The sequence below is a fragment of the Ornithinibacillus sp. 4-3 genome, assembly GCF_040958695.1.
GTDB lineage: Bacteria > Bacillota > Bacilli > Bacillales > Amphibacillaceae > CALAMD01.
Window position 1 is genome coordinate 361781 of the sequence record NZ_CP162599.1, and the last position, 23394, is coordinate 385174.

The window sequence follows — 23394 nt, forward strand, 5'->3', positions numbered from 1 at the left end:
CCTCTAGTAAATTCTGCGATTTCCTTTTTTAACATACTCCCAATCCTGCTCGATATTTTCACGCATCTTTTGTAGGAGCTGTGTAGCTATTTCAATCTCTTTTTTAGAGAATCCCTCTATGGCAATGCGTTCGGAGTAGTCATTTTCCTTTTTGATAGCAGGATAAATGTTTTTTCCTTTTTCAGTTGGATAAAGCTTTTTAATTTTTTTATTATGCTTATCATTTTCTTTTCGAATAAATCCATTTAGTTCAAGTTTTTTCACTGCTCGGGCTACAGTCGTTCGATCAACCTTGATTAATTCCGAAAGCTTCTCTTGAATAATCCCTGGATTTTCGTAAATACGCACAAGGTATAAATATTGCCCTTTTGTAAGATTATATTCTTTAAACTCAATATTACTGATAGAATCTAATGCTCTAGCAATCATACCAATCTCGCGAAGAATTTTCGTCATCTTTTTATCTCCTCATATTTAATTGGAGTAGCAGAAAACTTTCATGTATTTTTCTGATTTCATTAAAATATGTTGCAAATACAACAAAATAGAATTATATTTAGTATAGATGACTTTTGTTGCAAATGCAATAAAAAGATGGGGGAGTATAAAATGAAATATTGCATTTATGTCATAGGCTTATTCATCTTAACATTAGGTATTTCCTTAACTATTCAATCAAGTATAGGGACCTCACCATTTGATGCTTTACTAGTAGGAATGTCTAGAAATATCGGTTTAACCGTAGGAAGCTGGGAAATCATTATTGGGGTAGTGTTACTTGGTTGTAATGCACTTTTTAAAAAGCAAAAACCAGAAATATTAGGACTAGTGACCGCATTTATTACAGGAATAGGTATCGATATGTGGTTGTTCCTATTTAGTCATATCTTAATCCCTGAATTATGGTATACAAAAGCTATATGTTTTGGAATTGGTTTAATTGTTGTAGGATTAGGTACCGCCATTTATTTGTATACGAATTTTGCAGCGATACCAGTAGATAGATCCACTTTAATATTGCAAGAAATAACAGGGAAGAGTATCTTCTTCGCAAGAACTACTATTTATTTGATCTTTTTAATCTTAGCTTTAATCTTTGGTGGTCCAATTGGAATAGGAACAGTATTAAGTGTTTGTTTCGGAGGAATTATTTTAAATTTCTTTATGCCACTTACGAAGAAAATGCTCAAGCCAATTCTTGTTGTGCCTGTTGCAGCAAGTGAACAAAAAGCATAGAGCATCTGTACAAACTAAGAACGCGACGTCATGAGAGCAACATTCGCACTAGTACATCCTATACGTCGAAAAACGTAGAGATTGGAGTGTGGCGCAATCAACCTTAAAATAAAAACGCTAGTAGAGTCTATTATGACTTTACTAACGTTTTGATAGAGAAAGAGATTAACCAAATTTCCCATTGATGTAATCTGATGTACGTTGATCTCTTGGAGAATTGAAGATGATATCTGTATTGTTGTATTCAATAACTTCACCATTTAAGAAATAGGCTGTTTTGTCAGAGATACGTGCAGCCTGCTGCATATTATGTGTCACAATAACAATAGAGAATTCTTTTTTCAATTCTTGAATAAGCTCTTCGATTTTTAATGTTGATTTTGGATCAAGGGCAGAAGTTGGTTCATCCATTAAAATTAATTCAGGTTCAATGGCTAAACAACGCGCAATACATAAGCGTTGCTGTTGACCACCTGATAATCCGTAAGCGTTAGAATGTAGACGATCTTTTACTTCATCCCAGATATATGCTTTACGAAGACTTGTTTCTACGATTTCATCTAAGACTTTTTTAGAACGGATTCCATGAATTTTTGGACCGTATGCAATATTGTCATAAATTGATTTAGGGAATGGGTTTGGCTTCTGGAAAACCATCCCTACACGTGTTCTTAAATCTTCCACTTTATAAGACTTAGCTAAAATACTTTGATTATTAAAGAGAATATCACCAGTAATTTTCACACCAGGGATAAGCTCAACCATACGGTTTAATGTTTTGATATAAGTAGATTTACCACATCCAGAGGGTCCGATAATTGCTGTCACCTCTTTTTCATAAATAGATAGATTAATATCCTTTAAAGCGTGGGTATCTCCGTACCACAAATTTAATTTATCCGTATCATAAATGATTTTGTTCACAGGTAGAAAGCTGTTTGTTAATTGAATATCTGGCTGCTCTTTCATTGCTACTGCACTCATTATTTATTCCTCCTTTTATAATTTAATACCTTGTTTGGTATTTGTTTCGAATTAAAATAGCTGTTAAGTTCAAGATAATTAAAATCGAAAGTAATACAATGATTGTTGCTGCTGCTAAGTTGGCATATTCTGCAGTTAGGGACGAGTCAAGTGTCCAGTAATAAATTTGCATTGGTAAAACGGTAAAACGATCAAAGAATCCACCAGGGAATGGGATTAGCAATGCAGGGATACCGATCACTACTAATGGTGCTGTTTCACCAATTGCTCGAGAAAGAGATAAAATAGCGCCTGTTAAAATCCCAGGTAGGGAAGCGGGTAAAATAATATTTTTAATGGTTTGCCATTTTGTTGCTCCCATTCCATAAGAAGCTTCACTTAGATGATTAGGTACTGCGCGAATAGCTTCTTGACTTGCTACAATTACAATTGGTAAAACGAGTAGGGACATTGTCAAGCCCCCAGCTAATACGACACTTCCTAAATCCAATGTTCTTACAAAGACAGTCATCCCCAAAATTCCATATACTACAGATGGAACACCTGCTAAGTTAGCGATATTTGTTTGGATAAAAGATTTAAACCGTCCTTCTTTTAAATAAAGCTCTAAATAAATTGCTGTACATACACCTAGAAAAACGGTTACTGGAATTACAACAGCCATAAGCCATAACGTTCCCAGAATAGCTCCCATAATTCCAGCACGTTCAGGTTGAGTAGAGAGCTTTCCAGTTAGGAAGTCGAAGTTGATCCAACTAAAGCCTTGCTGAAATACTTGTATGAATAATGCTCCAAGCACAATTAAGCCAAAAATAGTTGCTAAGAAAAAAATAACTTTTGCGATATGGTTCATAAGGACACGAGGGCCCATTTTCTTCTGAACTTGCGAATGATTCACATAGCTCATTTTAATATTCCTCCCTAAATTTACGAGAGATGTATCTAGCAAGTAAATTCATAATTAATGTAAATACAAACAATGTCATTGCAACGGCATATAGACTGTAATAGATGGTTGAACCAGCTGGAGCATCTCCACCAGTTACCTCAACAATATAAGCAGTCATTGTTTGCATCGATTGAGTTATATCGAAGGTAAAGTTTTTGGAACTACCACTCGCAATCGTTACAATCATCGTTTCTCCAATCGCACGAGAAACACCTAATACAAATGATGCAATAATTCCTGATAATGCAGCAGGAATAATAACTCTAAAAGTCACTTCCAATTTTGTCGCTCCTAAGGCTAAAGCTCCTTCACGCATCGAATTAGGAACAGAGCTCATCGCATCCTCTGACATCGAAGCAATCATAGGAATAATCATAATTCCCATTACAATTCCTGGACTTAGAATGTTAGTTGCTTCTAAGCTAGGAATCATGTGTTTTAATAATGGTGTTACAAAAGTAAATGCGAAAAAACCATATACGATAGTAGGGACACCTGCTAAAACCTCTAATAATGGTTTTAACACTTTTCGTACCCTGTCTGAGGCATATTCACTTAGGTAAACAGCCGACATAATTCCAATTGGCGCTGCCACAAGCATGGCAATGGCTGTAGAAACCAATGTACCAGTTAATAGTGGGAGCACTCCAAATTCAGGATTTTGACTTAACGGCTTTAATACAGTACCTGTGAAGAAGTCTAGAAACGGAACATGTTTAAAGAATGTAATCGTTTCTGTGAATAATGTAAGAATGATACCAATTGTTGTTAGAATAGATACAGAAGCGATTAATAGTAGGATAGTAGGTATAGATTTTTCCGCTGTTGCTTTGATATTCTTTTTTCTCTTTTGTTGCTCGATTAGGTTGCGAACATCTAATTTTTTCTTATTGTTCACTGAATTATTCATTTCCATTATGTTGAATACACACGCCTTTCAGTGTATAAAACTGACAATAAGATGAGTACTGACTAAGGTACTCATCTCTCATTGTCTAGTTATATAAAATGGGGGGGAGAACCCGTTAAATAGCTAATTTTTTATTTTAAACCCTCTAAGAAGCTAATACTTTCTTCTACTTCGGCATCAGGAATTGGAGCAAATCCCACTTCACCAGCAAAGTTATTAATATTGTTCATAGCGAATATTGCATAATCAAGAACCTGTGGCTTTTCTTTTGCTTGATTTACATTTAAGTAAGTGAACACTGGTCTTGTGAATGGAGCATAATCTCCATCTTCAGCAATTGTATCTAGAGTTGGTTCAACTGGACCTTCACCAAAGTCTACATGAACAGCTTGTAATTTATCTGTGTTATTTGTGTAGTAACCAAATCCAAAGAAACCAATACTGTTTTCATCCTCAGAGATTAATGTTACAAGTGTAGAATATTCTTGCTGTAAGTTAATTCCTTCAACTAAATCTTGCTCTTCTAAAATCGACTCGTAGAAGAATTCATATGTTCCGTGGTTTTCATTCGGTCCATATGTTTTAATTTCTTCATCTGGAAAATCAGGGTTAAGGTCAGACCATTTTGTAACTCCACCATCTGCTAGGAAAATTTTCTTTAAATCCTCTGCTGTTAATTCTTGTGCCCAATCATTATCAGGGTGTGTTACAAAAGTTAATCCATCTAAAGCCACTTTTAATTCTTTTACTTCAATGCCAAGCTCATCTGCTTTTGCTTGCTCTTCATCCTTAATATTACGAGAAGCGTCATTGAAATCTGTTCCGTTTTCTACTAGGAATTTTTCAAATCCAGCACTTGTTCCAGAACGACCTACTTCAACGGAAACTCCTTCTTGTTCTGTAAGCATATATTCTTCAGCTAAACGTGCCATTAATGGGAACACTGTTCCAGAACCATCAATTGTTACACTTCCTTCGAGTTCAGCTGTTTCGTTTTCATTTCCACTTTCTGATTCTTGATTCTCTTCATTTTGTGAAGTATCCTCTGGATTTTCATCATCTTCATTTGTACCGCATGCTACTGTGAAAATTGCCAATGCAGCAAGTACTAATAATAAGAGATACTTTTTAAACTTCATTCAATTGCCCCTCCTAGGTTAATCTGTTTTTGTTTTTTTATCTTACAGTTATTACTATAAAAGAGAGTTATAAACTGTATATAAATAGAATGTAAACGATTTGTAAATTATTTTGTAAGTATGGAAGGAGAGGGGGGTAAAAGAAATGTTATAAATGGAAAAGAACTGAATTTGACTATGCAAATTCAGTTCTTTTCCATTCCTTATTAAATGATTAATTTTCTTTTACTAGAAGGAAGTATATTTAATTCATCTCTATATTTTGCAATGGTGCGCCTAGATACTGAAATTCCTTGCTTATCCTTTAAAAACTGAACTATTTTTTGATCAGAGTATGGTTTTCTTTTATTTTCTTTTTCAATAATTTGCTTTAATAGTATCTTTATCTTCATCGAGGAAATATCACTTCCATTATTTTGTTCTAATTTGGAAGTAAACAAGGTACGGAGTTCAAAAGTTCCTATTGGTGTATGAATAAATTTATTATTTGTTGCACGACTGACAGTAGATTCATGTATACCTAATTCATCAGCTATTTCCTTTAATGTCATCGGTTTTAAAGCTTCATATCCATATTCTAAAAAGTGCACTTGCTTTTTTACAATAACATCCATGATTTTCAATATGGTTAATCGTCTTTGTTCGATGCTCTTAATCAGCCAATTGTATTTTTGCTCTTGCTTTGAAAGGAATTTCTCTGTTTCATGGTTTTTTGATTTAAGATCGTTGTACTGCTTATTAAAATATATTTTTGGTAAATATGTATCGTTCATAGAAATCGTGTATCCAGCCATCCGCTTTTCAATGATAATATCAGGAATGATATATGGTGTATTAGCAGATATAAAAGCTGATCCTGGCTTTGGATTTAAAGATTGAATAAGTGTAAAAACATTTTCTACTTCATTTAATGAAATATTTAATTCCCCAGCAATTTGCTGCCACTTTCTCTCTCCAAGTAAATCCAAATAATGAGAAATAATAGGCACAATAAAGCCTTCCTGAGGGAATAGTTCCTCTGCCTGTAAAATAAGACATTCTTTTAATGTTCTGGCACCTACTCCTATTGGCTCTAACCTATGGAGGATATGAATACACTTATGAATAAATTGTTCCTCTTCCTTTAAATGGAGCGCAATATCTTCACAAGTAAGAGTTAAATATCCATTTGCATCTAAATTTAAAATTAAATAACGTAGAACAGTCAACTGGCGTGGAGTAATATCCAACCATCTAATTTGTTCTAATAAATACTCTGATAAGCTTAAGTCTTTATTAGTTGAAATATGATCAACTAAGTTTATTTGTTGCTCATTGTTCGTATTGCTTCTGCTTTTGTGACGATATGTTTGTGATGCTTCCGAAAAATTAACTTCAGGTACTTCTTCTTCCAATTCAATAAATGGGTTTTCAAGTGCTTGTTCTTTTATAAACTGCGCTAGTCCAAGAGTTGAATATTGTAATAGATTAATTGCTTGTCTAAGATCAGGAGTCATAACAATATTTAAGGATTGTTTTTGGGAAAGTTCAATGTTCATTATTTTTCCTCCTTCTCATTACTTTTATGAATCCGCTTACATTTTGGGTTTAGAAAATTAAAACTATAATTATTTATATCAAGTATATCATTTTATGTTTTTTTAATTTTTTTATAGAGTGTTGCTCGAGACATACCAAGGATTTGAGCAGCTGCAGTTTTATTACCATATGTGCTATGAAGCGCTTCAATCATTCGTTTCTCCTCTAAATCTTCCTTTTCATCTAAAAATGTACGTGGTGTAGATGGCGCAGGAGTAGTTTCATGAATAGGTAAGACTTGAATAACATCAGAAACATTAATTTCACCAGTTTCATTTAAGATAACAAGTCTTTCTAAAATATTAAGTAATTCCCGAACATTACCTGGCCAATGATATGTCATCATATAATCTAAAGCATCCTGATGAAGGATTGGAGGAGTCTTTTGATGCTTTTCACGTAATGTATATAGAAAATCATAAATCAAATCTGGTATATCGTTGATTCGTTCGCGTAATGGAGGGATAGAAATTGGAAACACATTAAGACGATAAAATAAATCGGCTCGAAATGTTCCAATGTTTACCATCTGTTGCAGGTCTCGATTTGTCGCCGCTATAATGCGAACATTAATGGGTCTTGGAACTGTACCACCAATTCTATATATTTTATTTTCTTGAAGGGCACGAAGCAATTTTACCTGCATATCAAGTGGTAACTCTCCAACTTCATCTAAAAATAATGTTCCGTTATCTGCTAATTCTATTTTTCCAGGTTTACCATGCTTGGATGCACCTGTATATGCGCCGCGTTCATAACCAAATAACTCATTCTCAAATAAGGTTTCAGGAATTGCTCCACAATTTATAGGAATAAAGTTATTTTTCCGTCGTAAGCTTTGCTCATGAATCGCTTGAGCGAAAATTTCCTTTCCTACGCCACTTTCTCCTAAAATAATAACTGTTGCATCCGTCCTGGCCACTTTTTCTGCTAATTGGATGGTTTGTTTAATTTGAGGACTACTTCCTTTGATACTTGAGAAAGCACTACTTAACCCGTTATTCGAAACTTTCTTTTTTAAAAGCTGCAATTCCTTTGATGTGTGGGATAATTGTTTATTTAATATAATGGTTTGCGTAATATCTTTATCAACAGTTATAGAACCTATAAGTTTATTGTTTTCATCGTAAATAGGGGAGGAACTAATTAGTACATGCTTATCGGGTCGAGGTTGATGATAGACATCTTGGATAGTTTCTTTTGTCGTAAGAGTTCTTAGGATCATCAAATCTTCCTTATTAAAAAAATCATAAATTTTCCTTCCAATAATCTCCTCGCTCTTTATGTGATACATCTTCTCTGCACCTTCATTCCAATAGAGTACGTCTGCTTCTGCATTGATAACTGCTACAGTATCTTTAATTGTAGATAGCAAAGTATGTAAAATAAGCTCATTTATTGTTGTTTTCTTCTCCACTATTCGATACCTCACTTCATTATCTATTAATTTTTAATAATAATTGTCAACAAAGAATACATAGAAAATACACAATTGTATAAAAATTATACACAACTATGGATTAAGTGTAAAATAGATTCCCTTTTTAAAGCAGATATATTGTTAAATAAAGTTGGCATGATTAATGCATAGATAAGGATATAGAACATGATATTTCAAATCTGGTCAAGAATCGCCAACAAGAAAGGGGGATCAGACATAAAACAATGACATATTTATACAAACGCGAACCATTTACAGACTTTACGCTGTCCCAGAACAAAAAGGAATTTCAAAATACTCTTGAAAAAATCGAAAAAGAGCTAGGTGTGCATCACGATATTTTAATTGATGGAGAACGGATAACAACAATTGATAAAATTACATCTTTTAACCCAGCAAATAAATATGAAATTGTTGGCACTGTAGGAAAGGCTGATACAGATCTTGCAGAGACAGCAATCATGTCTGCTAGAAAATCCTTTCAAGTTTGGAGAGATTGGCAAGTAAAGGATAGGGCAGGCATATTGTTTCGAACAGCAGCGATTATTCGTTATAGAAAACATGAATTTTCCGCTTACCTTGTCAAAGAGTCAGGAAAATCATGGCAGGAAGCTGATGCAGATGTAGCTCGAGGAATTGACTTTATGGAATATTATGGGAGGCAAATGATTGATTTAGAGGAAAGAGAAGAAATTAATAGATCTCTGATTAAATACAATCAATACCTTTATCAACCATTAGGGATCGCTGTTACAATTTCTTCAAGTTATTTTCCTTTTTCAACTATGGTACAAACTACTGTAGCTCCCCTAGTTACTGGAAACACAGTCATATTAAAACCATCTAGTTCAACACCAATCATAGCTGCGAAATTTGTAGAAGTGTTAGAAGAAGTTGGAATTCCCAGTGGAGTAATTAGTTTTCTTCCTGGAAGTGGAGAAGAAGTAGGTGATTATCTTGTTAATCATCCTAAAACCAATCTTATTATATTTACAGGATCAAGGGATGTAGGAATTCGTATTTGGGAACAAGCTGCAAAGGTACATCCAACACAAGCACATTTAAAACGAGCTATCGTTGAATGGGGAGGAAGAGATACGATTATTGTAGATAATGATGTAGATATTGATATGGCTGCTGAAGAACTAATTGCCTCAGCATTTGGATTCTCAGCTCGCAAACGTTTCACTGGATCTCGCGCGATAATACATCAAGATATTTACAAATCATTATTAGAAAGAGTGATTGACCTTACAAATAAATTAAATGTAGGAGACCCTTTTTTTCCAGATAACTACATGGGGCCAGTCACCAATCAAAGAGCCTATCTCCATATCATGTCTTATTTGGAAGTCGGAAAAAAAGAAGGACGTTTAGTTGCTGGAGGTATTGGAGATGATTCTCAAGGCTATTTCGTACGACCAACGATCTTTGCGGATGTTCAACCAGAATCGCGAATTATGCAGGAAGAACTTTTTGGCCCAGTTATCGTTTTCTGTAAAGCAAATGACTTTGAGCAGGCACTAAGTATCGCAAATAATACAAAATACGGTGTAACGGGCGCGCTTATTACCAATAACCATGATCATATGGAACGTGCGAGATATGACTTTCATGTAGAGAATTTATATGTTAATCATAATTGTACGGAGAATGTTTTTGGAAATTATCCATTTGGTAGCTTCAAATCATCGGGAACAGATTCTAAACTGGGAGAACAAAATTATTTACACCTTCATATGAGAGAGAAGGTTGTGTTGAAGAAGTTGTGAGGGTAAAAAGTCATATTGTAGCTTAAAATAGATCATCATGATATGAGAAAATGAATGGTGTTAAGTAAATAATGAGCTTTATTCAGTCATGAAGAACAATGTTGTTAGGATATTTAAGTAACGTCATTAAATATTGGACTATAAGGAGAGGTTCGCAGTGAATGAAGTTAGTAAAAATTTACATAAAGATTTAATTGTTATCGACGGTACATGCCCGTTAGGTCAAGATGAGAAACATATGTTTAGATGGAAAAAGGGTGGAGTTACTGTAATGGCTCCTACCGTCGCTGTTAATGAGAATGCTCAGGAGACAATGTATAAAATAGGAACTTGGTATAAAAGATTTCATACCCATGAATCTCAACTAATGCATATTCGGTCTGTAGATGATATTTATGAGGCAAAACGTTTAAATAAATTAGGGATTTTGTTTCACTTTCAGAACTCTTTGCCAATAGAACGGAATATAGATCTTCTTGCTATTTATCAAAAATTAGGAGTGCGAATAATTCAGCTTTGTTACAATCAAAAAAATCATATTGGTGATGGATGTGATGAAAGAACAGACAGTGGATTAAGTGAATTTGGTGTTCAAGCAATAAAAGAAATGAATCGTTTAGGAATAGTAGTTGATGTATCACATACAGGATATCAAACAACAATGGAAGCGATTGAAATATCTGAGAAGCCAGTGATTGTAAGTCATGCAAATGTACATAAACTTCATCCTGTTGCTAGAAATTTGAAAGATGATCAAATCATTGCTCTAGCCCAAAAAGGTGGAGTTATAGGAATAAATGGATTTCCAGGATTTGTATCAAATAAAAAAAATCCAACACTGGATGATTTTGTCGATCATATTGATTATATTGTGGATTTAGTAGGAATCAATCATGTAGCTATAAGTCTCGACTTTTATGAAGGTATGTCTAGTATTATGAATGATTCTGAAGCTAATCAAGTCTATAATCAGCAACTTTCTGATGGAAGATGGAAAAAAGAGACTTATCCTGAACCGCCTTGGAATTACCCTAATGGATTAACATTGCCAGATGAATTTCCTAATTTAACAAAAATATTGTTAGAAAGAGGATATGACGAAGAAGATATTAGATTAATTATGGGAGAAAATTTTATAAGAGTTTTTAAAGATGTTTGGAATTAAGCTCTAGTTTCTTTGATAACATTAGGAAAGGAGAATTCAATATGCAAAATAAAACTATGTTTCTTTTAATGCTAGTAATTACTTTTATAATTTCTGGATGTAGCCAGACTGAAAATCAAGCAACAAATAAACAAAATAATGAACAAAATTTAAACGTTGCTTTTTCTGGTCAACCTCCATCGCTTGACCCACATATCACAACAGCTACGGAAGCTCTTGAAATTGCAAGGAATATTTTTGAGACCCTTGTTACATTGAATGAAAATTATGAACCTGTTCCTATGTTGGCAGAGTCGGTTGAAAGCAGTGAAGATGGGAAAGTATACACATTCCATTTGCGTGAAGGAGTAAATTTCCATAATGGTGAAGAAATGACATCAGAGGATGTTGTTGCTTCGATGAATAGATGGCTGGAAAAAGCCTCTGTAGCTATCACATTTTTACCAGGAGCAACTTTTGAAGCAGAAGGGTTACATACAGTAGTGTTGAAATTGGAAGAACCTGCAACAGATGTACTGGATATAATGGCTGGAAGAAGTCAATTTCCTGCTATTATGCCAAAAGATATAATAGATTCTGCCCCTGCTGAAGGTGTTTCAGAAATTGTGGGTACAGGTCCATTCGAGCTTAAGGAGTGGAAGCAAGATCAACATATTCATTTAAAGAAATTTGATAATTATTCAATGTTGGATGAAGAACCGAGTGGATTAGCAGGAAGAAAAGAAGTATTTTTCGATAATGTATATTTCAAGGTTGTTTCAGATTCTTCTACTAGATTAGCAGGCCTTGAAACAGGGGAATATGATGTTGCTATCCAAATCCCTCATAATAACTTTGAGAAAGTTAATAATTTACCAAATGTGAACGTTTACCTTGATTATTCTGGAACAAATAATGTTTACTATAATCGAAAAGAAGGACCTATGGCAAATGAGAAAATGAGACAAGCAGTGAATATAGCATTAGATCTTGATGAAATTATGTTAGCTGCATTTGCTGATGAAGAATTGTATGAGGTAGATCATAATTATATGAAGCCCGACCAAACAAATTGGAACGGTGAATCTGGTAAAGAATCTTTTAATCAAAAGGATACTGAAAGAGCAAAAGAGCTTTTAAAAGAAGCAGAATATAATGGTGAAGAGCTTATATTGTTAACAAGTAGAACATATGATTATCAATATAATTCTTCAGTAGTATTAAAAGAACAGTTAGAACAGATAGGAGTTAATATTAAATTAGAAGATTATGATTGGACAGGGTATCAGGATAGAAGAAATGACTTATCAAAATGGGATCTAGTGTCTGTTGGTGGGCAAGGACTACTTACGACTCCGTCACAATTATTAGCATTAGACTCTGCATTTGCTAGTGGTTCAGATCATCCAAAAATCACTGAACTTTTAAAGTTAATAAGAACTGCTGAAACTCAGGATAAAGCAAGAGAGCATTGGGATGAACTACAAGGGTTTCTGTGGAATGAATATGTACCAATTACAATTTATGGTCATCAAAATTCAATTGTAGGTACAACTAGTAAATTGGAAGACTTATCTGTTTTGCAGGGTCCGATATTTTGGAATACTAGAATGGCAGAATAGAATATTTTTAACTTCAAATGATGATTCCCATCTAGATATTTAGATGGGAATTCATATATCTATTTTAGGTGATTTGTGGGTTTTAAATATAAAAGTAACTGTTATTTGATCTGGTTTTAAAAGGAGAAGAAAGTAAATGAATTTATTAGAAAAGGAATCTAAGTTATTACATAAAAAAACTTTACTAGCCGAACTTCATTCAGATTATCCAGTAGACCTTATTCGTAGAAAACGATCTGGTGAAGAAAATGTATTAAGAAGAATATGGTTTCCTAAAATAGCAGAGGGAGGTGTCAATGTATCTAATTTTATAGTGGGTGGCGATACATTGGCATCAGGTAAAACAGTAGAAGATGTTTTAGAGGCTATTTCTTATTTAGACTCGGAAATAAGTTTAGATAAGCAAATAGAAATTTCAAAAACAGTAAATGAGATTAGAGACAACTTTTCAAAAGGGAAGACTTCAATAATTTTAGGTCTAGAAGGTGTTACCCCTATAGGAACAAAAATAACAAATTTACAGGCTTTTTATAAGCTGGGACTTAGAATTGCTCAGTTAACTTGGAATAAAAGAAATATGGCTGCTGATGGATTCGCTGAAAGTCGAACAAGAGGAGGGCTAACACATTTCGGAGTGGAGCTAGTGAAAGAAATGAATAGATTAGGAATTATGATAGACATGTCCCATCTTTCTCCCCAAGGAGTGTCAGATGTTTTGCAGACATCCAGAGATCCTGTGATTTGTTCACACTCAAATTGCCTTAGTCTATGTAACCATCCTCGTAATATAGATGATGAAACAATAAAAAAGATAGCTGATAAAGGTGGATTAGTTGGAGTTGCTTTTTATCCTAAATATTTACGTAATGACTGGCAACATACTAGTTTAGATGATGTAATTACACATATAGATTATCTAAAATCGCTTGTTGGTGAAGATTATATAGGTTTAGGTCCAGATTTTATTCATTTTTCACCAGAGCTAATTCATGAATCACCTATCCCAAATTATCCTGAGGGTCTTCAAGAGGTTGATCAATTACCCAATTTGACTGTGGAGTTAGTGAGAAGAGGTTATACGGAAACTTCTATTGAAAAGATATTTGGTGCTAATTTTCTTAGAATTGCAGAAGAGATTTGGGGAGAATGACATATAAATAATTTCACTAGCGTCGCATTAAAAAACAAAAGTATAAAGTAAAATACTGAATTTTCTTTAACTATATTTTTCCATAAAAAAATCCTTTATAATGGGGTTTGGTAGTAAACTATCCAAATCCAATATAAAGGACATACACATGGATAAGTTTACACGAAAAACATCATTTGAACAATGGTTTTCACCGATTTCGACTGAACTTTTTAATGAAATGGTTGGAAACTTTCAATTAGATTACTATACAAAGAAGCTTTATATGGCGCCATTCATGAAGTTACTGCTGTTTGCGCAACTTCATGGTACCGAAAGTTTACGGGCGTTAGCTGACGCTGTTTTTTCAGATGATCTTCAAAAAGCAGTTGGGTTTGAATCCATTAGCTTTTCACAATTAGGCAGAAGACTAAATGAAGTGCCTACTTCTTTTTTTGAAGCCATCTTCTTAAATCTAGTAGCGAAAATTCATGAAAAAACAGACTTTCAGCACAGAAGAAAAACGTCTACACCTTGGATGTTGATTGATTCTACCACATTACCTTTAAATTTAACGAATCACAGATGGGCTGAATTCCGAAAAACAAAGTCTGGCGTAAAGCTTCATCTGCGCCTTGTATTTATGGAAAAAGGCCTTTCTTATCCGGACAAAGCAGTCATGACGAACGCAATAGAACACGACCGTGGACAGTTAGAAGTATTTGTTGACGATAAAGAATGCATGTACGTTTTTGACCGTGGCTACTTGGATTACGAGCGTTTCGATCGCATGACAGATGACGGCTATTTCTTTGTATCACGTTTAAGGAAAAACGCTGTCGTTCGGGTAATTAAAACACTTGAAGTTCCATCAAACTCATCTATTTTATCAGATGAAATGGTCGTTCTCGGATCAACTCAAAACCGAACAGAACACGTTTTTCGTAAAATAAAAGTACTGGATGATAAAGGGAAAGAACTCACGTTAATTTCAAATCGGTTTGACATTAGCGCAGTTGAAATCGCCGATGTTTACAAGTCCAGATGGGCAATCGAACTCTTTTTCAAATGGATGAAACAACATCTCTCAATCAAAAAGTTCTACGGGCATAGCGAACAAGCAGTCCATAATCAAGTGTACGTAGCGATGATTGTCTATTGTTTAAACGTACTCGCGCAGCTAAGCACAAACAGCTCGCGGACTTATCTCCAAATCAGTCGTTATTTAAAAGCCGCAATTTGGAAATCTGCCCATATTTGGATTCGTAAAATCAAAGGAAAAGGTGTCCCGTAAAACTTTTTAATTTTTGTCGCACTCGTCTTTGGCTATAGTCAAAAAAATGGATGTTTACTACCTTTGTTTAGGTGCTTTCAATTTTTTCTTTAAAACCAGAAATGTAGTTCAGAACATTCTGCATTTATTTATGCGACGCTAGTGAAATAATTTAAATTTATTGAAACTGCAATTTCTTACTAATAGGAAAAGAACAATAACTATATTAATTCTTTTTGAAAAAAATGGAGCATAATTATTTTATGAAATAAGTGGCGGAAATTAATTAATCAGACTCCGCTGGCAGGTATAAATAATGGCATAAGAAGAAATTGCATTGAAAGCAAAAACAAGCTATCAGTTTATCTGATAGCTTGTTTCAATTTATCCAATCTGCAAATAATCAAAAATTATTTCATGCAAAACGGAAAATATGTATCATTTTCATTTTCTTTTCCTGTTTAGTAGAATTAAAATAGTTTGATAATTTATTTAAAAGGAATATTCATGCAATATTAGTACCTAAACAAATAGAAGGAGGAAAAGATTTGATTAATAAGAGTTAGATAGAAACATTGAATTCCTAGCTCCAAATGAAAATCTGAGAGGAGAACAGACATGAGGAATAAAATAATAGGATTACTTTTTTTAGTGATGTCCGTGTTATTAATTGTTGCGTGTAGTTCTAAATCAAATGATGATTCAAAGGCAGATGATTCTAGTGAAGGAGGGGAAACAGAAACGGGCACAGAAACGGGTGGTGAATTGAAGATTGCTGTATCAGCACAACCACCATCATTAGATGCACATATTAGTTCTTCTTCAGCTTCATTAGATATAGGACGGATGATCTTTGAGACATTGATGACATTAAATGAAGACCATCAATCAGTACCTATGTTAGCTGAGTCAATAGAGGAAAGTGAAGACGGAAAAACATATACTTTTAAATTACGTGAAGGAATCAAATTCCACAATGGAGAGGAAATGATTGCTGAAGATGTGGAAGCATCTATGAATCGTTGGTTGGAAAATTCCCCAAGAGCATTATTACTTTTAGATCATGCTAATTTCGAAGCAAAGGATAAATATGTAGTCGAATTAACATTAGAAAAACGTGTTTCAGATGTGTTAGATATAATGGCAGGACAGGGACAATTTGCAGCTATTATGCCAAAAGAGCAAATAGATACTGCAACTCCAGAAGGTGTATCAGAGATTATTGGTACTGGACCATTTAAATATGAGGACTGGAGGCAAGATCAATATGTTCATTTAGTAAAATTTGATGATTACCAATCTCGAGATGAAGAACCGAGTGGATATGCGGGACGTAAAGAAGCGTTGGTAGATGATTTATATTACTATTTTGTACCGGATTCTTCCACGCGAGTAGCTGGGCTTCAAACTGGAGAATATGATATTGCAGAGCAGATACCTCAAGATAGTTATGAACGACTTGAAGAGATGGATGGAGTTCAAACACATGTTTATTATTTTGGAACATTGAATATGTTTTATAACAAAAAAGAAGGAATCATGTCAGATCCCAAAATGAGACAAGCAGTAAATATTGCTTTAAATATGGACGAGATTATGTTAGCCAGTTATGCAAATGAAAATTTATTTAAGGTTGATCATAACTACATGAACCCTGATTCGGTTGGATGGGCAAGTGATGCAGGTAAGGATTTTTATAATCAAAATGATATAGAGAAAGCAAAAGAGCTATTAGCAGAATCAGGCTATAACGGTGAAAAGGTTAGATTATTAACAACACGTGATTACGATGATTATTATAGTGCAGCAGTTGTTGTCCAAGAACAATTAGAGCAAATAGGTATGAATGTGGATTTAGAAGTATTTGATTTAGCAACATTATATGATAATAGAGCGGAACCAGATAGATGGGAAATGTTCTTTGGAGGGGTAGGCTATAATACCTCGCCGTCACAATTACTAGCTATCAACCCAACATATCCTGGTTGGACAGAAGATCCTAGAATCACAGAATTATTAGCTGAAATGGGAGCTTCTACTTCACAGGAAGAAGCAAAACAACATTGGGATGAATTACATGAGTTTCTATGGGCTGAATATTTACCAGCAAGTATATTAGGGCATTATACGAATATTATAGCAGTGTCTGATAAAGTAGAGAATTTGACCATTTTTCAAGCAACTGTGCCATGGAATACAAGGAAAGCAAAGTAATACTTAAATAATTTATCAAGGAAGGTTGAGTTTAATGGATAATAAAATACTAGCTTATATGAATCTAAATACGGCGTATCGACCTAGAGCAATACCTAAATCGGGAAGATTTACTTTTCTGTCCAAAGTATCAGGAATGCCGCAAGTGTGGACATTGGATAAGGATAATAAACCGATACCGTATGCTGAATTTGATGATACAGTGATTGGGGTATATCATTCACCTAATGGAGATATGTCTGTTGTTGGGAAGGATAATAATGGAAATGAAAAAGTACAACTTTATTTATTATTAAAAGATGGTCAGGAAACAGAAACGCTAGTAGAATCCCCTGAACACTTTCATGATTTTGGAGGTTGGTCTCCAGATGGTAAGTATATCGCTTTTTCTAGTAATCGTAGACATCCAGGATTCTTTGATGTATTTATTCAAAATGTGATAACTAAAGAAATAACAAAGGTTTTTGAAAACGATGATATTTGTTCTCCTGTTACTTGGCTTCCAGATGGTGAGCATCTGCTCATTGATATTCCTGAGAATAGCCTAGATCAAAATTTGTTTAAATTAAATATCAAGACTGGAGAAACAATAAAAGTTGGAGAGAAAGATGTGCCAGCTCGCTATCAATCCTTTACGTTTACAAAGGATAAACAGGCTGGGTATGTCTTAACAGATTTGAATGAGGAAATGATGTATATTAGTAAGTTCTCCTTGAATAATTTAAATAGTTTTGAAAAAGTTGTCCATGTATCTGAATGGGATATAGAGGAATTTAAATTATTTTCTAATCAACAAAAAATGGTCTATACAATCAATGAAGGGGGCATATATAAGCTATGTATATTTGATTTGAATACTCAGGAAAACAAGGAAATAGAAGGGCTTCCTAAAGGTGTTATTGATTCGATTGCATGGGTAAGTGAAGACGAATTTGTATTTGGTGTTAATACACCTACTTGTCCAGGTGATATTTGGAAATATACGTTGTCTAATGACCAAGTAGAGAGACTAACATATATTAGTCATTCGGAAGAAGTAACATTAACAGAGCCAAAAATATGTACATATCGTTCTTTTGATGGTTTAGAGGTACCATATTTTTATTATGAGAAGAAGCAGAGCGAGAACAAGTCTGCACTTTTGTATGTCCATGGTGGACCAACAGTGCAAACACGTGCAGAGTATAATTACTATATCCAATATTTAGTAGATCAAGGGTTTGCAGTAGCTGCACCTAATGTTCGGGGAAGTAGTGGATATGGGAGAACCTATATGGGACTTGATGATGTTAGAAACAGAATGGATTCTGTAAAAGATCTTGTTTCTTTAGTTGATGATTTAGTGAAGACACATAAAGTTAATCCTCACAAAGTTGGAATTATGGGAAGAAGTTATGGAGGATTTATGGTAAATGCTGCGATATCTCACTACCCTGACCTATGGGGAGCGGCAGCAAGTATTGTAGGGATATCTAGTTTTAAGACATTTATGAACACAACAGGGCATTGGCGTAGAAAATTAAGAGGATCAGAGTATGGAACAATTGAAGAAGATTTAGCATTCTTTGAAGAAATAGATCCATTACTTCATTCGCATAAAATAAAAGCGCCATTATTAGTTTTCCATGGATTAAATGATTCACGTGTTCCAGTGACTGAATCTATCCAATTAGTAATGGCAATGAAGGAAAGAAGACAGGATGTAGGCTTAACTATTTTCGAAAATGAAGGGCACTTTACGGAAAAAATAGAAAACCATATTAAGATGCATGGTAACATTGTAAAATTTATGGAAAAGCATTTACTAGATTAAGCTAATAAAAACCAGGAATAAGCTCTTTCGTTGTTAGAAATACTTTTAACAATTGAAAGTAGGCTTAGTTCCTGGTTTTTAAATGATTAATCCATAAATGAAACACAAAGACCTGTATCATCAAGTAGGGCATTAGAAACATCATAGTTTTCTAGTTTAGCTTGCATTGCTTTGGCCAGCTCTGTTCCTTTGTTTTTTTCAACAAAGGAAATCATTGTAGGTCCAGCACCACTGATGACAGTTCCATATGCTCCAAGTTTTTTTGCTTCGGCTTTTATGAAATCATAATTTGGAATGAGTTTTGCACGATATGGCTCGTGGAATAAATCTCTTTCCATCATTTTTCCAGCTAGTTCATAGTTTTTTTCCATTAGAGCAGTGAGCATTAAGTTGCTGATTCCACTTGCTGCGGTAGCGTCACTACGAGAAAAACTATCTGGCAAAACCTTACGTGATTCAGATGTTTTTAGTTCAACATTTGGAATATAAATGACGGTATCTAGTTCTAGTTTAGGTAATTTAATATAGTCAATATCATCGTTTGAAAACTGAGCAGAGATAACGAAACCACCAAAAATAGCTGGGGCGACATTATCTGGATGCCCTTCAAAAGAAGTGGCAAGCTTCAGCTTATCTCTATCAGTAAGCCCTAGATCACATAGCTGATTAGCTAGCTCAATACCTGCTACAACCGCTGAAGCACTGCTTCCAAGTCCACGTGCTAAAGGAATGTCACTTGTGACAATAACTTTAGCAGGCGGAAGATCTTTATCATATTGTTTTGCAATTTTATTCGCAATAAAGTAAATATAATGTTTCTCAGCCTGGGGATTTGGTTCTAAATAAGGTGAATCATGTTCAAATACCCAGTGGTTGCTTGGTTCCACATGAAGCTCTAAATAACGGCTAACAGCAATACCAGTTGAATCAAATCCTGGTCCATTGTTGGCTGATGTTGCTGGTATAGTTATTGAAAATTTCCTCATTGCTCAACAACTTCTTTAATATAGGAAGTAATCACATTTTTATCATTTGGTAGTGAAACAGGGTCTACATTATATTGTGCGATTGCAGTATCTGGATCTTTTAGGCCATTACCAGTTAATACAGCAACAACTTTTGTTCCAGGTGCAATAGTACCTTTTTTCACTTGCTGAAGGACACCGGCAATAGATGCAGCAGAACCAGGCTCTGCGAATATTCCTTCTTTACGTGCGATTAAACGGAATGCATGTAAAATTTCTTCATCTGTAACAGATTCAATCATTCCATTTGATTCATCACGAGCACCTGTTGCTAAATGCCAGCTTGCAGGGTTTCCGATTCGGATTGCTGTAGCAACTGTTTCTGGCTGTTCAATGATTTGATCCTTCGTAATTGCGGCTGCACCTTCTGCTTCAAAGCCAAAAATACGAGGGAGGCCAGTTTGTTTAGATTCATTATATTCTTTGAAACCTTTCCAATATGCGCTGATATTACCTGCGTTACCTACTGGGATTGCAAGAATATCAGGAGCTTGACCACCTAATTGATCACAAATTTCAAATGCTGCTGTTTTTTGTCCTTCTAAACGGTACGGGTTTACAGAATTCACTAATGCAATTGGTGAATTTTCACTTACGTTTTTAACAACTTCTAAGGCGTCATCAAAGTTTCCGTCGATTTCAACAATTTCTGCTCCATACATGATTGCTTGTGCTAATTTCCCAAGTGCAACTTTTCCTTTAGGAATAACGATAATTGCTTTTAGTCCTGCTTTTGCAGCATAGGCAGCTGCTGATGCAGATGTGTTTCCTGTAGATGCACAAATAACAACTTTACTTCCTTCTTCTGCTGCTTTAGCAACAGCCATTACCATCCCACGGTCTTTAAAAGAACCTGTTGGGTTAGCTCCTTCTACTTTCGCATATAGCTCAATCCCAAGTTCTTTCGATAAATTAGGAAAATGTACAAGAGGGGTGTTTCCTTCTTGTAATGTTAATCTAGGTGTCTGATCTGTTACAGGTAGTAAGGATTCATATTGCTTAATTAATCCTGGCCAATTCATTACTTATGCATCTCCTTCAACGCGATAATAACTTTTTATTGCTTCAACAACATTTAATGCTTTTAATTGTGTTAATGCTTCTTCAAAGTTTACTTGAGAAGCCATATGTGTAACCAAAATAATCTCTGCAAGTGAATTTTCATTACTTGGCGCTTGAATAATTTGATCAAAACTAATATTTAGTTTATTAAATAGATCTGAAATAGTCGCAAATGTCCCAGCTTCATCTTTTGCATGAAGGCGTAAATAATATTTGCTTGTACGCTTTTCAATAGGCGTAATTTCCTTTTTGAAGCGTGTTTCAATAAATTGTTTCCCGCTTGTTCCGAGCTTCATGTTTTTAATTGCAGATACAACATCAGACATTACTGCTGTTGCAGTAGGTAAGCTTCCAGCACCTGGTCCGTAGAACATGGTTTCTCCAACTGCTTCTCCGTTAACATAAACAGCATTATACTCATTATGTACGCCAGCAAGAGGATGGTTATTAGCTAATAAAGTTGGTTGAACGCTAACTTCAATTTGGTTATCTACACGGTTTGCATAACCAATTAGCTTCATTGTATAGCCGAGCTTTTTCCCATATTGTATATCTACTAAATCAACAGAAGAGATACCCTTTGTTTCTACATCCTCTAATGGAACATTTGTTAAGAAAGACAGACGTGTTAAAATAACCATTTTACGTGCAGCATCTAAGCCTTCAACATCAGCAGTAGGATCTGCTTCGGCAAAACCTAACTCTTGTGCTTCTTTTAAAACATCCACATAGCTTGCGCCTTCTTGATCCATCTTCGTTAAGATAAAGTTAGTTGTCCCATTTACAATACCCATTACCTTCTGAATACGATCTGAAACAAAGCTACTAGTAATGTTGCGTAGGAGCGGAATACCTCCACCAACACTTGCTTCATAGAATAAATCACAAAGATTCTCTTTTGCAGCAGCTTCTAATTCTGGTCCATGTAAAGCAATTAAATCTTTATTTGCTGTAATTACATGTTTCTTCTCTGCAAAAGCTTCTAATAAATATTGAAAAGCTGGTTCAACGCCACCCATTACCTCTACAATGACATCAATTTCTGGGTTCTTTAATACATCATCAGGATTTGTCGTTAATAGATTTGCATCGACATCGACTTGACGTGCTTTCTCGATATTACGAACAAGCACTTTCTCTACCTTTACATTACAATCCAATTGATGTACAAGACTTTCTTGATAATCATTAATTAGTTTGATGACTCCTGACCCAACTACACCTAAACCTAATAGTCCAATAGAAACGTTATTTTTCAAATCTACACCTCATTTGTATGTTACAAAAATACATTTGTTTTCGCTTAATAGACATTATAAACTTGAACAATAGTGGTTAGCAATAGAAAATCCACTTCTTTCAATAAAAAGACATAGATGTTTATAACTATTTTATAAAAAATAAGAACATCATCTATTCTAACATAGTGACATTAGGATGACGTAAATAAACTCCACTTTCTCTAAGAGGAAAAGTGGAGTTTAATAGAAGTTAAACCCATTTAGTAAAATTAATTCGTTTATGGATTGCATACATTAAGAACATTCCTAAGAACATAACTGTAAATTCTTCTAGAGCTAAAATTCCCCATAGAACTACGAAAACATCAGGTACACCAATAGCTAATTTTAACATCCATGCGATAAGGAACATGTTAATAGAAAACGCTACAGTGTTAATTCCCATAAGTATCCACTTATTTTTAATGTATCGACTGAAAAAGATGGTTATTCCTAATGAAATAACAGAATGGGATAATCCAAAGATAAATTCATATGCTCCTAGTGATGAGAAGAATAAATTTGCTAAGAGGACTCCTAATACAATTCCGAAAAAGTATTTTTTATTAAACACAATGAGATGATTAAACACCTCGGAAATCCGGAATTGTAACTGGTTGAAGGCGAATGGAGCAATCAACCCGGTAACTGCAATATACAAAGCAGCTATTAAAGCATTTGTTACTAAAGTTTTTACTTTCATTTTGTTTCTCTCCTTAGTTTTTTTACGTTGGATGGTTTCGAACAACGTGTAACGTTCCCTATTATACAAGCAGAGTTATCAATAAGTAAACTGTAATTTGTGAAACATTTAATAAGTATT

At 34.4% G+C, this 23394-nt stretch carries 19 protein-coding genes and 1 riboswitch; of the genes, 8 read left to right on the forward strand and 11 right to left on the reverse strand.

Annotated elements, in window-relative coordinates; translation table 11 throughout:
* Window positions 1–3 precede the first annotated feature (3 nt).
* Window positions 4–456, reverse strand: coding sequence for a MarR family winged helix-turn-helix transcriptional regulator (locus tag AB4Y30_RS01915; RefSeq protein WP_368653831.1), 453 nt, complete (start codon window positions 454–456; stop codon window positions 4–6).
* Window positions 457–609: 153 nt separating this feature from the next.
* On the opposite strand from AB4Y30_RS01915, the gene AB4Y30_RS01920 reads away from it, so the two are divergent.
* Window positions 610–1236, forward strand: coding sequence for a YitT family protein (locus AB4Y30_RS01920; RefSeq protein WP_368653832.1), 627 nt, complete (start codon window positions 610–612; stop codon window positions 1234–1236).
* 165 nt (window positions 1237–1401) lie between these two features.
* Here AB4Y30_RS01920 and pstB read toward each other — a convergent pair whose 3' ends face one another.
* The 6 genes from pstB to AB4Y30_RS01950 form a co-directional block, all read right to left on the reverse strand.
* Window positions 1402–2205, reverse strand: a complete 804-nt coding sequence (gene pstB, locus AB4Y30_RS01925; RefSeq protein ID WP_368655149.1) for a phosphate ABC transporter ATP-binding protein PstB — start codon at window positions 2203–2205, stop codon at window positions 1402–1404.
* Window positions 2206–2242: 37 nt separating this feature from the next.
* Window positions 2243–3127 carry a phosphate ABC transporter permease PstA gene (pstA, locus tag AB4Y30_RS01930; RefSeq protein WP_368653833.1) on the reverse strand — a complete coding sequence of 295 codons (885 nt, stop codon included), beginning with the start codon at window positions 3125–3127 and terminating at the stop codon, window positions 2243–2245.
* Between the two features lies 1 nt (window position 3128).
* Window positions 3129–4085 (reverse strand): phosphate ABC transporter permease subunit PstC, encoded by a 957-nt coding sequence (pstC, locus tag AB4Y30_RS01935; protein WP_368653834.1) that lies wholly within the window; start codon window positions 4083–4085, stop codon window positions 3129–3131.
* A 125-nt stretch (window positions 4086–4210) separates the two neighbouring features.
* Window positions 4211–5218: a PstS family phosphate ABC transporter substrate-binding protein gene (locus AB4Y30_RS01940; RefSeq protein ID WP_368653835.1), complete on the reverse strand. Its 1008-nt coding sequence runs from the start codon at window positions 5216–5218 to the stop codon at window positions 4211–4213.
* 206 nt (window positions 5219–5424) lie between these two features.
* The gene (gene rpoN, locus AB4Y30_RS01945; protein ID WP_368653836.1) at window positions 5425–6756 is read right to left on the reverse strand and encodes an RNA polymerase factor sigma-54; all 1332 of its coding nucleotides are present in this window, start codon (window positions 6754–6756) and stop codon (window positions 5425–5427) included.
* A gap of 92 nt (window positions 6757–6848) precedes the next feature.
* Window positions 6849–8213: a sigma-54 interaction domain-containing protein gene (locus tag AB4Y30_RS01950; protein ID WP_368653837.1), complete on the reverse strand. Its 1365-nt coding sequence runs from the start codon at window positions 8211–8213 to the stop codon at window positions 6849–6851.
* A gap of 248 nt (window positions 8214–8461) precedes the next feature.
* Here AB4Y30_RS01950 and pruA point away from each other — a divergent pair, with 248 nt between their 5' ends.
* From pruA to AB4Y30_RS01985, 7 genes are all read left to right on the forward strand, one after another.
* Window positions 8462–10009, forward strand: coding sequence for an L-glutamate gamma-semialdehyde dehydrogenase (pruA, locus tag AB4Y30_RS01955; RefSeq protein ID WP_368653838.1), 1548 nt, complete (start codon window positions 8462–8464; stop codon window positions 10007–10009).
* A 157-nt stretch (window positions 10010–10166) separates the two neighbouring features.
* Entirely contained in the window at window positions 10167–11174 is a 1008-nt protein-coding gene (locus AB4Y30_RS01960; RefSeq protein WP_368653839.1) for a dipeptidase, read from the forward strand.
* Window positions 11175–11215: 41 nt separating this feature from the next.
* Window positions 11216–12775 (forward strand): ABC transporter substrate-binding protein, encoded by a 1560-nt coding sequence (locus AB4Y30_RS01965; protein WP_368653840.1) that lies wholly within the window; start codon window positions 11216–11218, stop codon window positions 12773–12775.
* A gap of 136 nt (window positions 12776–12911) precedes the next feature.
* Window positions 12912–13925 (forward strand): dipeptidase, encoded by a 1014-nt coding sequence (locus AB4Y30_RS01970; RefSeq protein WP_368653841.1) that lies wholly within the window; start codon window positions 12912–12914, stop codon window positions 13923–13925.
* A 148-nt stretch (window positions 13926–14073) separates the two neighbouring features.
* Window positions 14074–15198, forward strand: a complete 1125-nt coding sequence (locus tag AB4Y30_RS01975) for an IS4 family transposase (RefSeq protein WP_368652633.1) — start codon at window positions 14074–14076, stop codon at window positions 15196–15198.
* A gap of 597 nt (window positions 15199–15795) precedes the next feature.
* Entirely contained in the window at window positions 15796–17391 is a 1596-nt protein-coding gene (locus AB4Y30_RS01980; RefSeq protein WP_368653842.1) for an ABC transporter substrate-binding protein, read from the forward strand.
* Between the two features lie 34 nt (window positions 17392–17425).
* Window positions 17426–19204 (forward strand): alpha/beta fold hydrolase, encoded by a 1779-nt coding sequence (locus AB4Y30_RS01985; protein WP_368653843.1) that lies wholly within the window; start codon window positions 17426–17428, stop codon window positions 19202–19204.
* Between the two features lie 86 nt (window positions 19205–19290).
* Here AB4Y30_RS01985 and thrB read toward each other — a convergent pair whose 3' ends face one another.
* From thrB to AB4Y30_RS02005, 4 genes are all read right to left on the reverse strand, one after another.
* Complete coding sequence (thrB, locus tag AB4Y30_RS01990; RefSeq protein WP_368653844.1) at window positions 19291–20190, reverse strand: homoserine kinase; 900 nt, start codon at window positions 20188–20190, stop codon at window positions 19291–19293.
* On the reverse strand, window positions 20187–21251 hold the full coding sequence (gene thrC / locus AB4Y30_RS01995; protein WP_368653845.1) for a threonine synthase: 1065 nt from the start codon (window positions 21249–21251) through the stop codon (window positions 20187–20189). Before thrC ends, thrB begins: the two co-directional genes overlap by 4 nt.
* A 3-nt stretch (window positions 21252–21254) precedes the next feature.
* The gene (locus AB4Y30_RS02000; RefSeq protein WP_368653846.1) at window positions 21255–22550 is read right to left on the reverse strand and encodes a homoserine dehydrogenase; all 1296 of its coding nucleotides are present in this window, start codon (window positions 22548–22550) and stop codon (window positions 21255–21257) included.
* Between the two features lie 232 nt (window positions 22551–22782).
* The gene (locus AB4Y30_RS02005) at window positions 22783–23274 is read right to left on the reverse strand and encodes a QueT transporter family protein (RefSeq protein WP_368653847.1); all 492 of its coding nucleotides are present in this window, start codon (window positions 23272–23274) and stop codon (window positions 22783–22785) included.
* 7 nt (window positions 23275–23281) lie between these two features.
* A riboswitch (PreQ1 riboswitch) is annotated at window positions 23282–23326 on the reverse strand.
* Window positions 23327–23394: the final 68 nt, after the last annotated feature.

What these genes read in the sequence shown, in the direction of transcription:
- AB4Y30_RS01915 (WP_368653831.1), bottom strand. Translation starts at nt 456, where the DNA reads ATGACGAAAATTCTTCGCGAGATTGGTATGATTGCTAGAGCATTAGAT.
- AB4Y30_RS01920 (WP_368653832.1), top strand. Translation starts at nt 610, where the DNA reads ATGAAATATTGCATTTATGTCATAGGCTTATTCATCTTAACATTAGGT.
- pstB (WP_368655149.1), bottom strand. Translation starts at nt 2,205, where the DNA reads ATGAAAGAGCAGCCAGATATTCAATTAACAAACAGCTTTCTACCTGTG.
- pstA (WP_368653833.1), bottom strand. Translation starts at nt 3,127, where the DNA reads ATGAGCTATGTGAATCATTCGCAAGTTCAGAAGAAAATGGGCCCTCGT.
- pstC (WP_368653834.1), bottom strand. Translation starts at nt 4,085, where the DNA reads ATGGAAATGAATAATTCAGTGAACAATAAGAAAAAATTAGATGTTCGC.
- AB4Y30_RS01940 (WP_368653835.1), bottom strand. Translation starts at nt 5,218, where the DNA reads ATGAAGTTTAAAAAGTATCTCTTATTATTAGTACTTGCTGCATTGGCA.
- rpoN (WP_368653836.1), bottom strand. Translation starts at nt 6,756, where the DNA reads ATGAACATTGAACTTTCCCAAAAACAATCCTTAAATATTGTTATGACT.
- pruA (WP_368653838.1), top strand. Translation starts at nt 8,462, where the DNA reads ATGACATATTTATACAAACGCGAACCATTTACAGACTTTACGCTGTCC.
- AB4Y30_RS01965 (WP_368653840.1), top strand. Translation starts at nt 11,216, where the DNA reads ATGCAAAATAAAACTATGTTTCTTTTAATGCTAGTAATTACTTTTATA.
- AB4Y30_RS01970 (WP_368653841.1), top strand. Translation starts at nt 12,912, where the DNA reads ATGAATTTATTAGAAAAGGAATCTAAGTTATTACATAAAAAAACTTTA.
- AB4Y30_RS01975 (WP_368652633.1), top strand. Translation starts at nt 14,074, where the DNA reads ATGGATAAGTTTACACGAAAAACATCATTTGAACAATGGTTTTCACCG.
- AB4Y30_RS01980 (WP_368653842.1), top strand. Translation starts at nt 15,796, where the DNA reads ATGAGGAATAAAATAATAGGATTACTTTTTTTAGTGATGTCCGTGTTA.
- AB4Y30_RS01985 (WP_368653843.1), top strand. Translation starts at nt 17,426, where the DNA reads ATGGATAATAAAATACTAGCTTATATGAATCTAAATACGGCGTATCGA.
- thrB (WP_368653844.1), bottom strand. Translation starts at nt 20,190, where the DNA reads ATGAGGAAATTTTCAATAACTATACCAGCAACATCAGCCAACAATGGA.
- thrC (WP_368653845.1), bottom strand. Translation starts at nt 21,251, where the DNA reads ATGAATTGGCCAGGATTAATTAAGCAATATGAATCCTTACTACCTGTA.
- AB4Y30_RS02005 (WP_368653847.1), bottom strand. Translation starts at nt 23,274, where the DNA reads ATGAAAGTAAAAACTTTAGTAACAAATGCTTTAATAGCTGCTTTGTAT.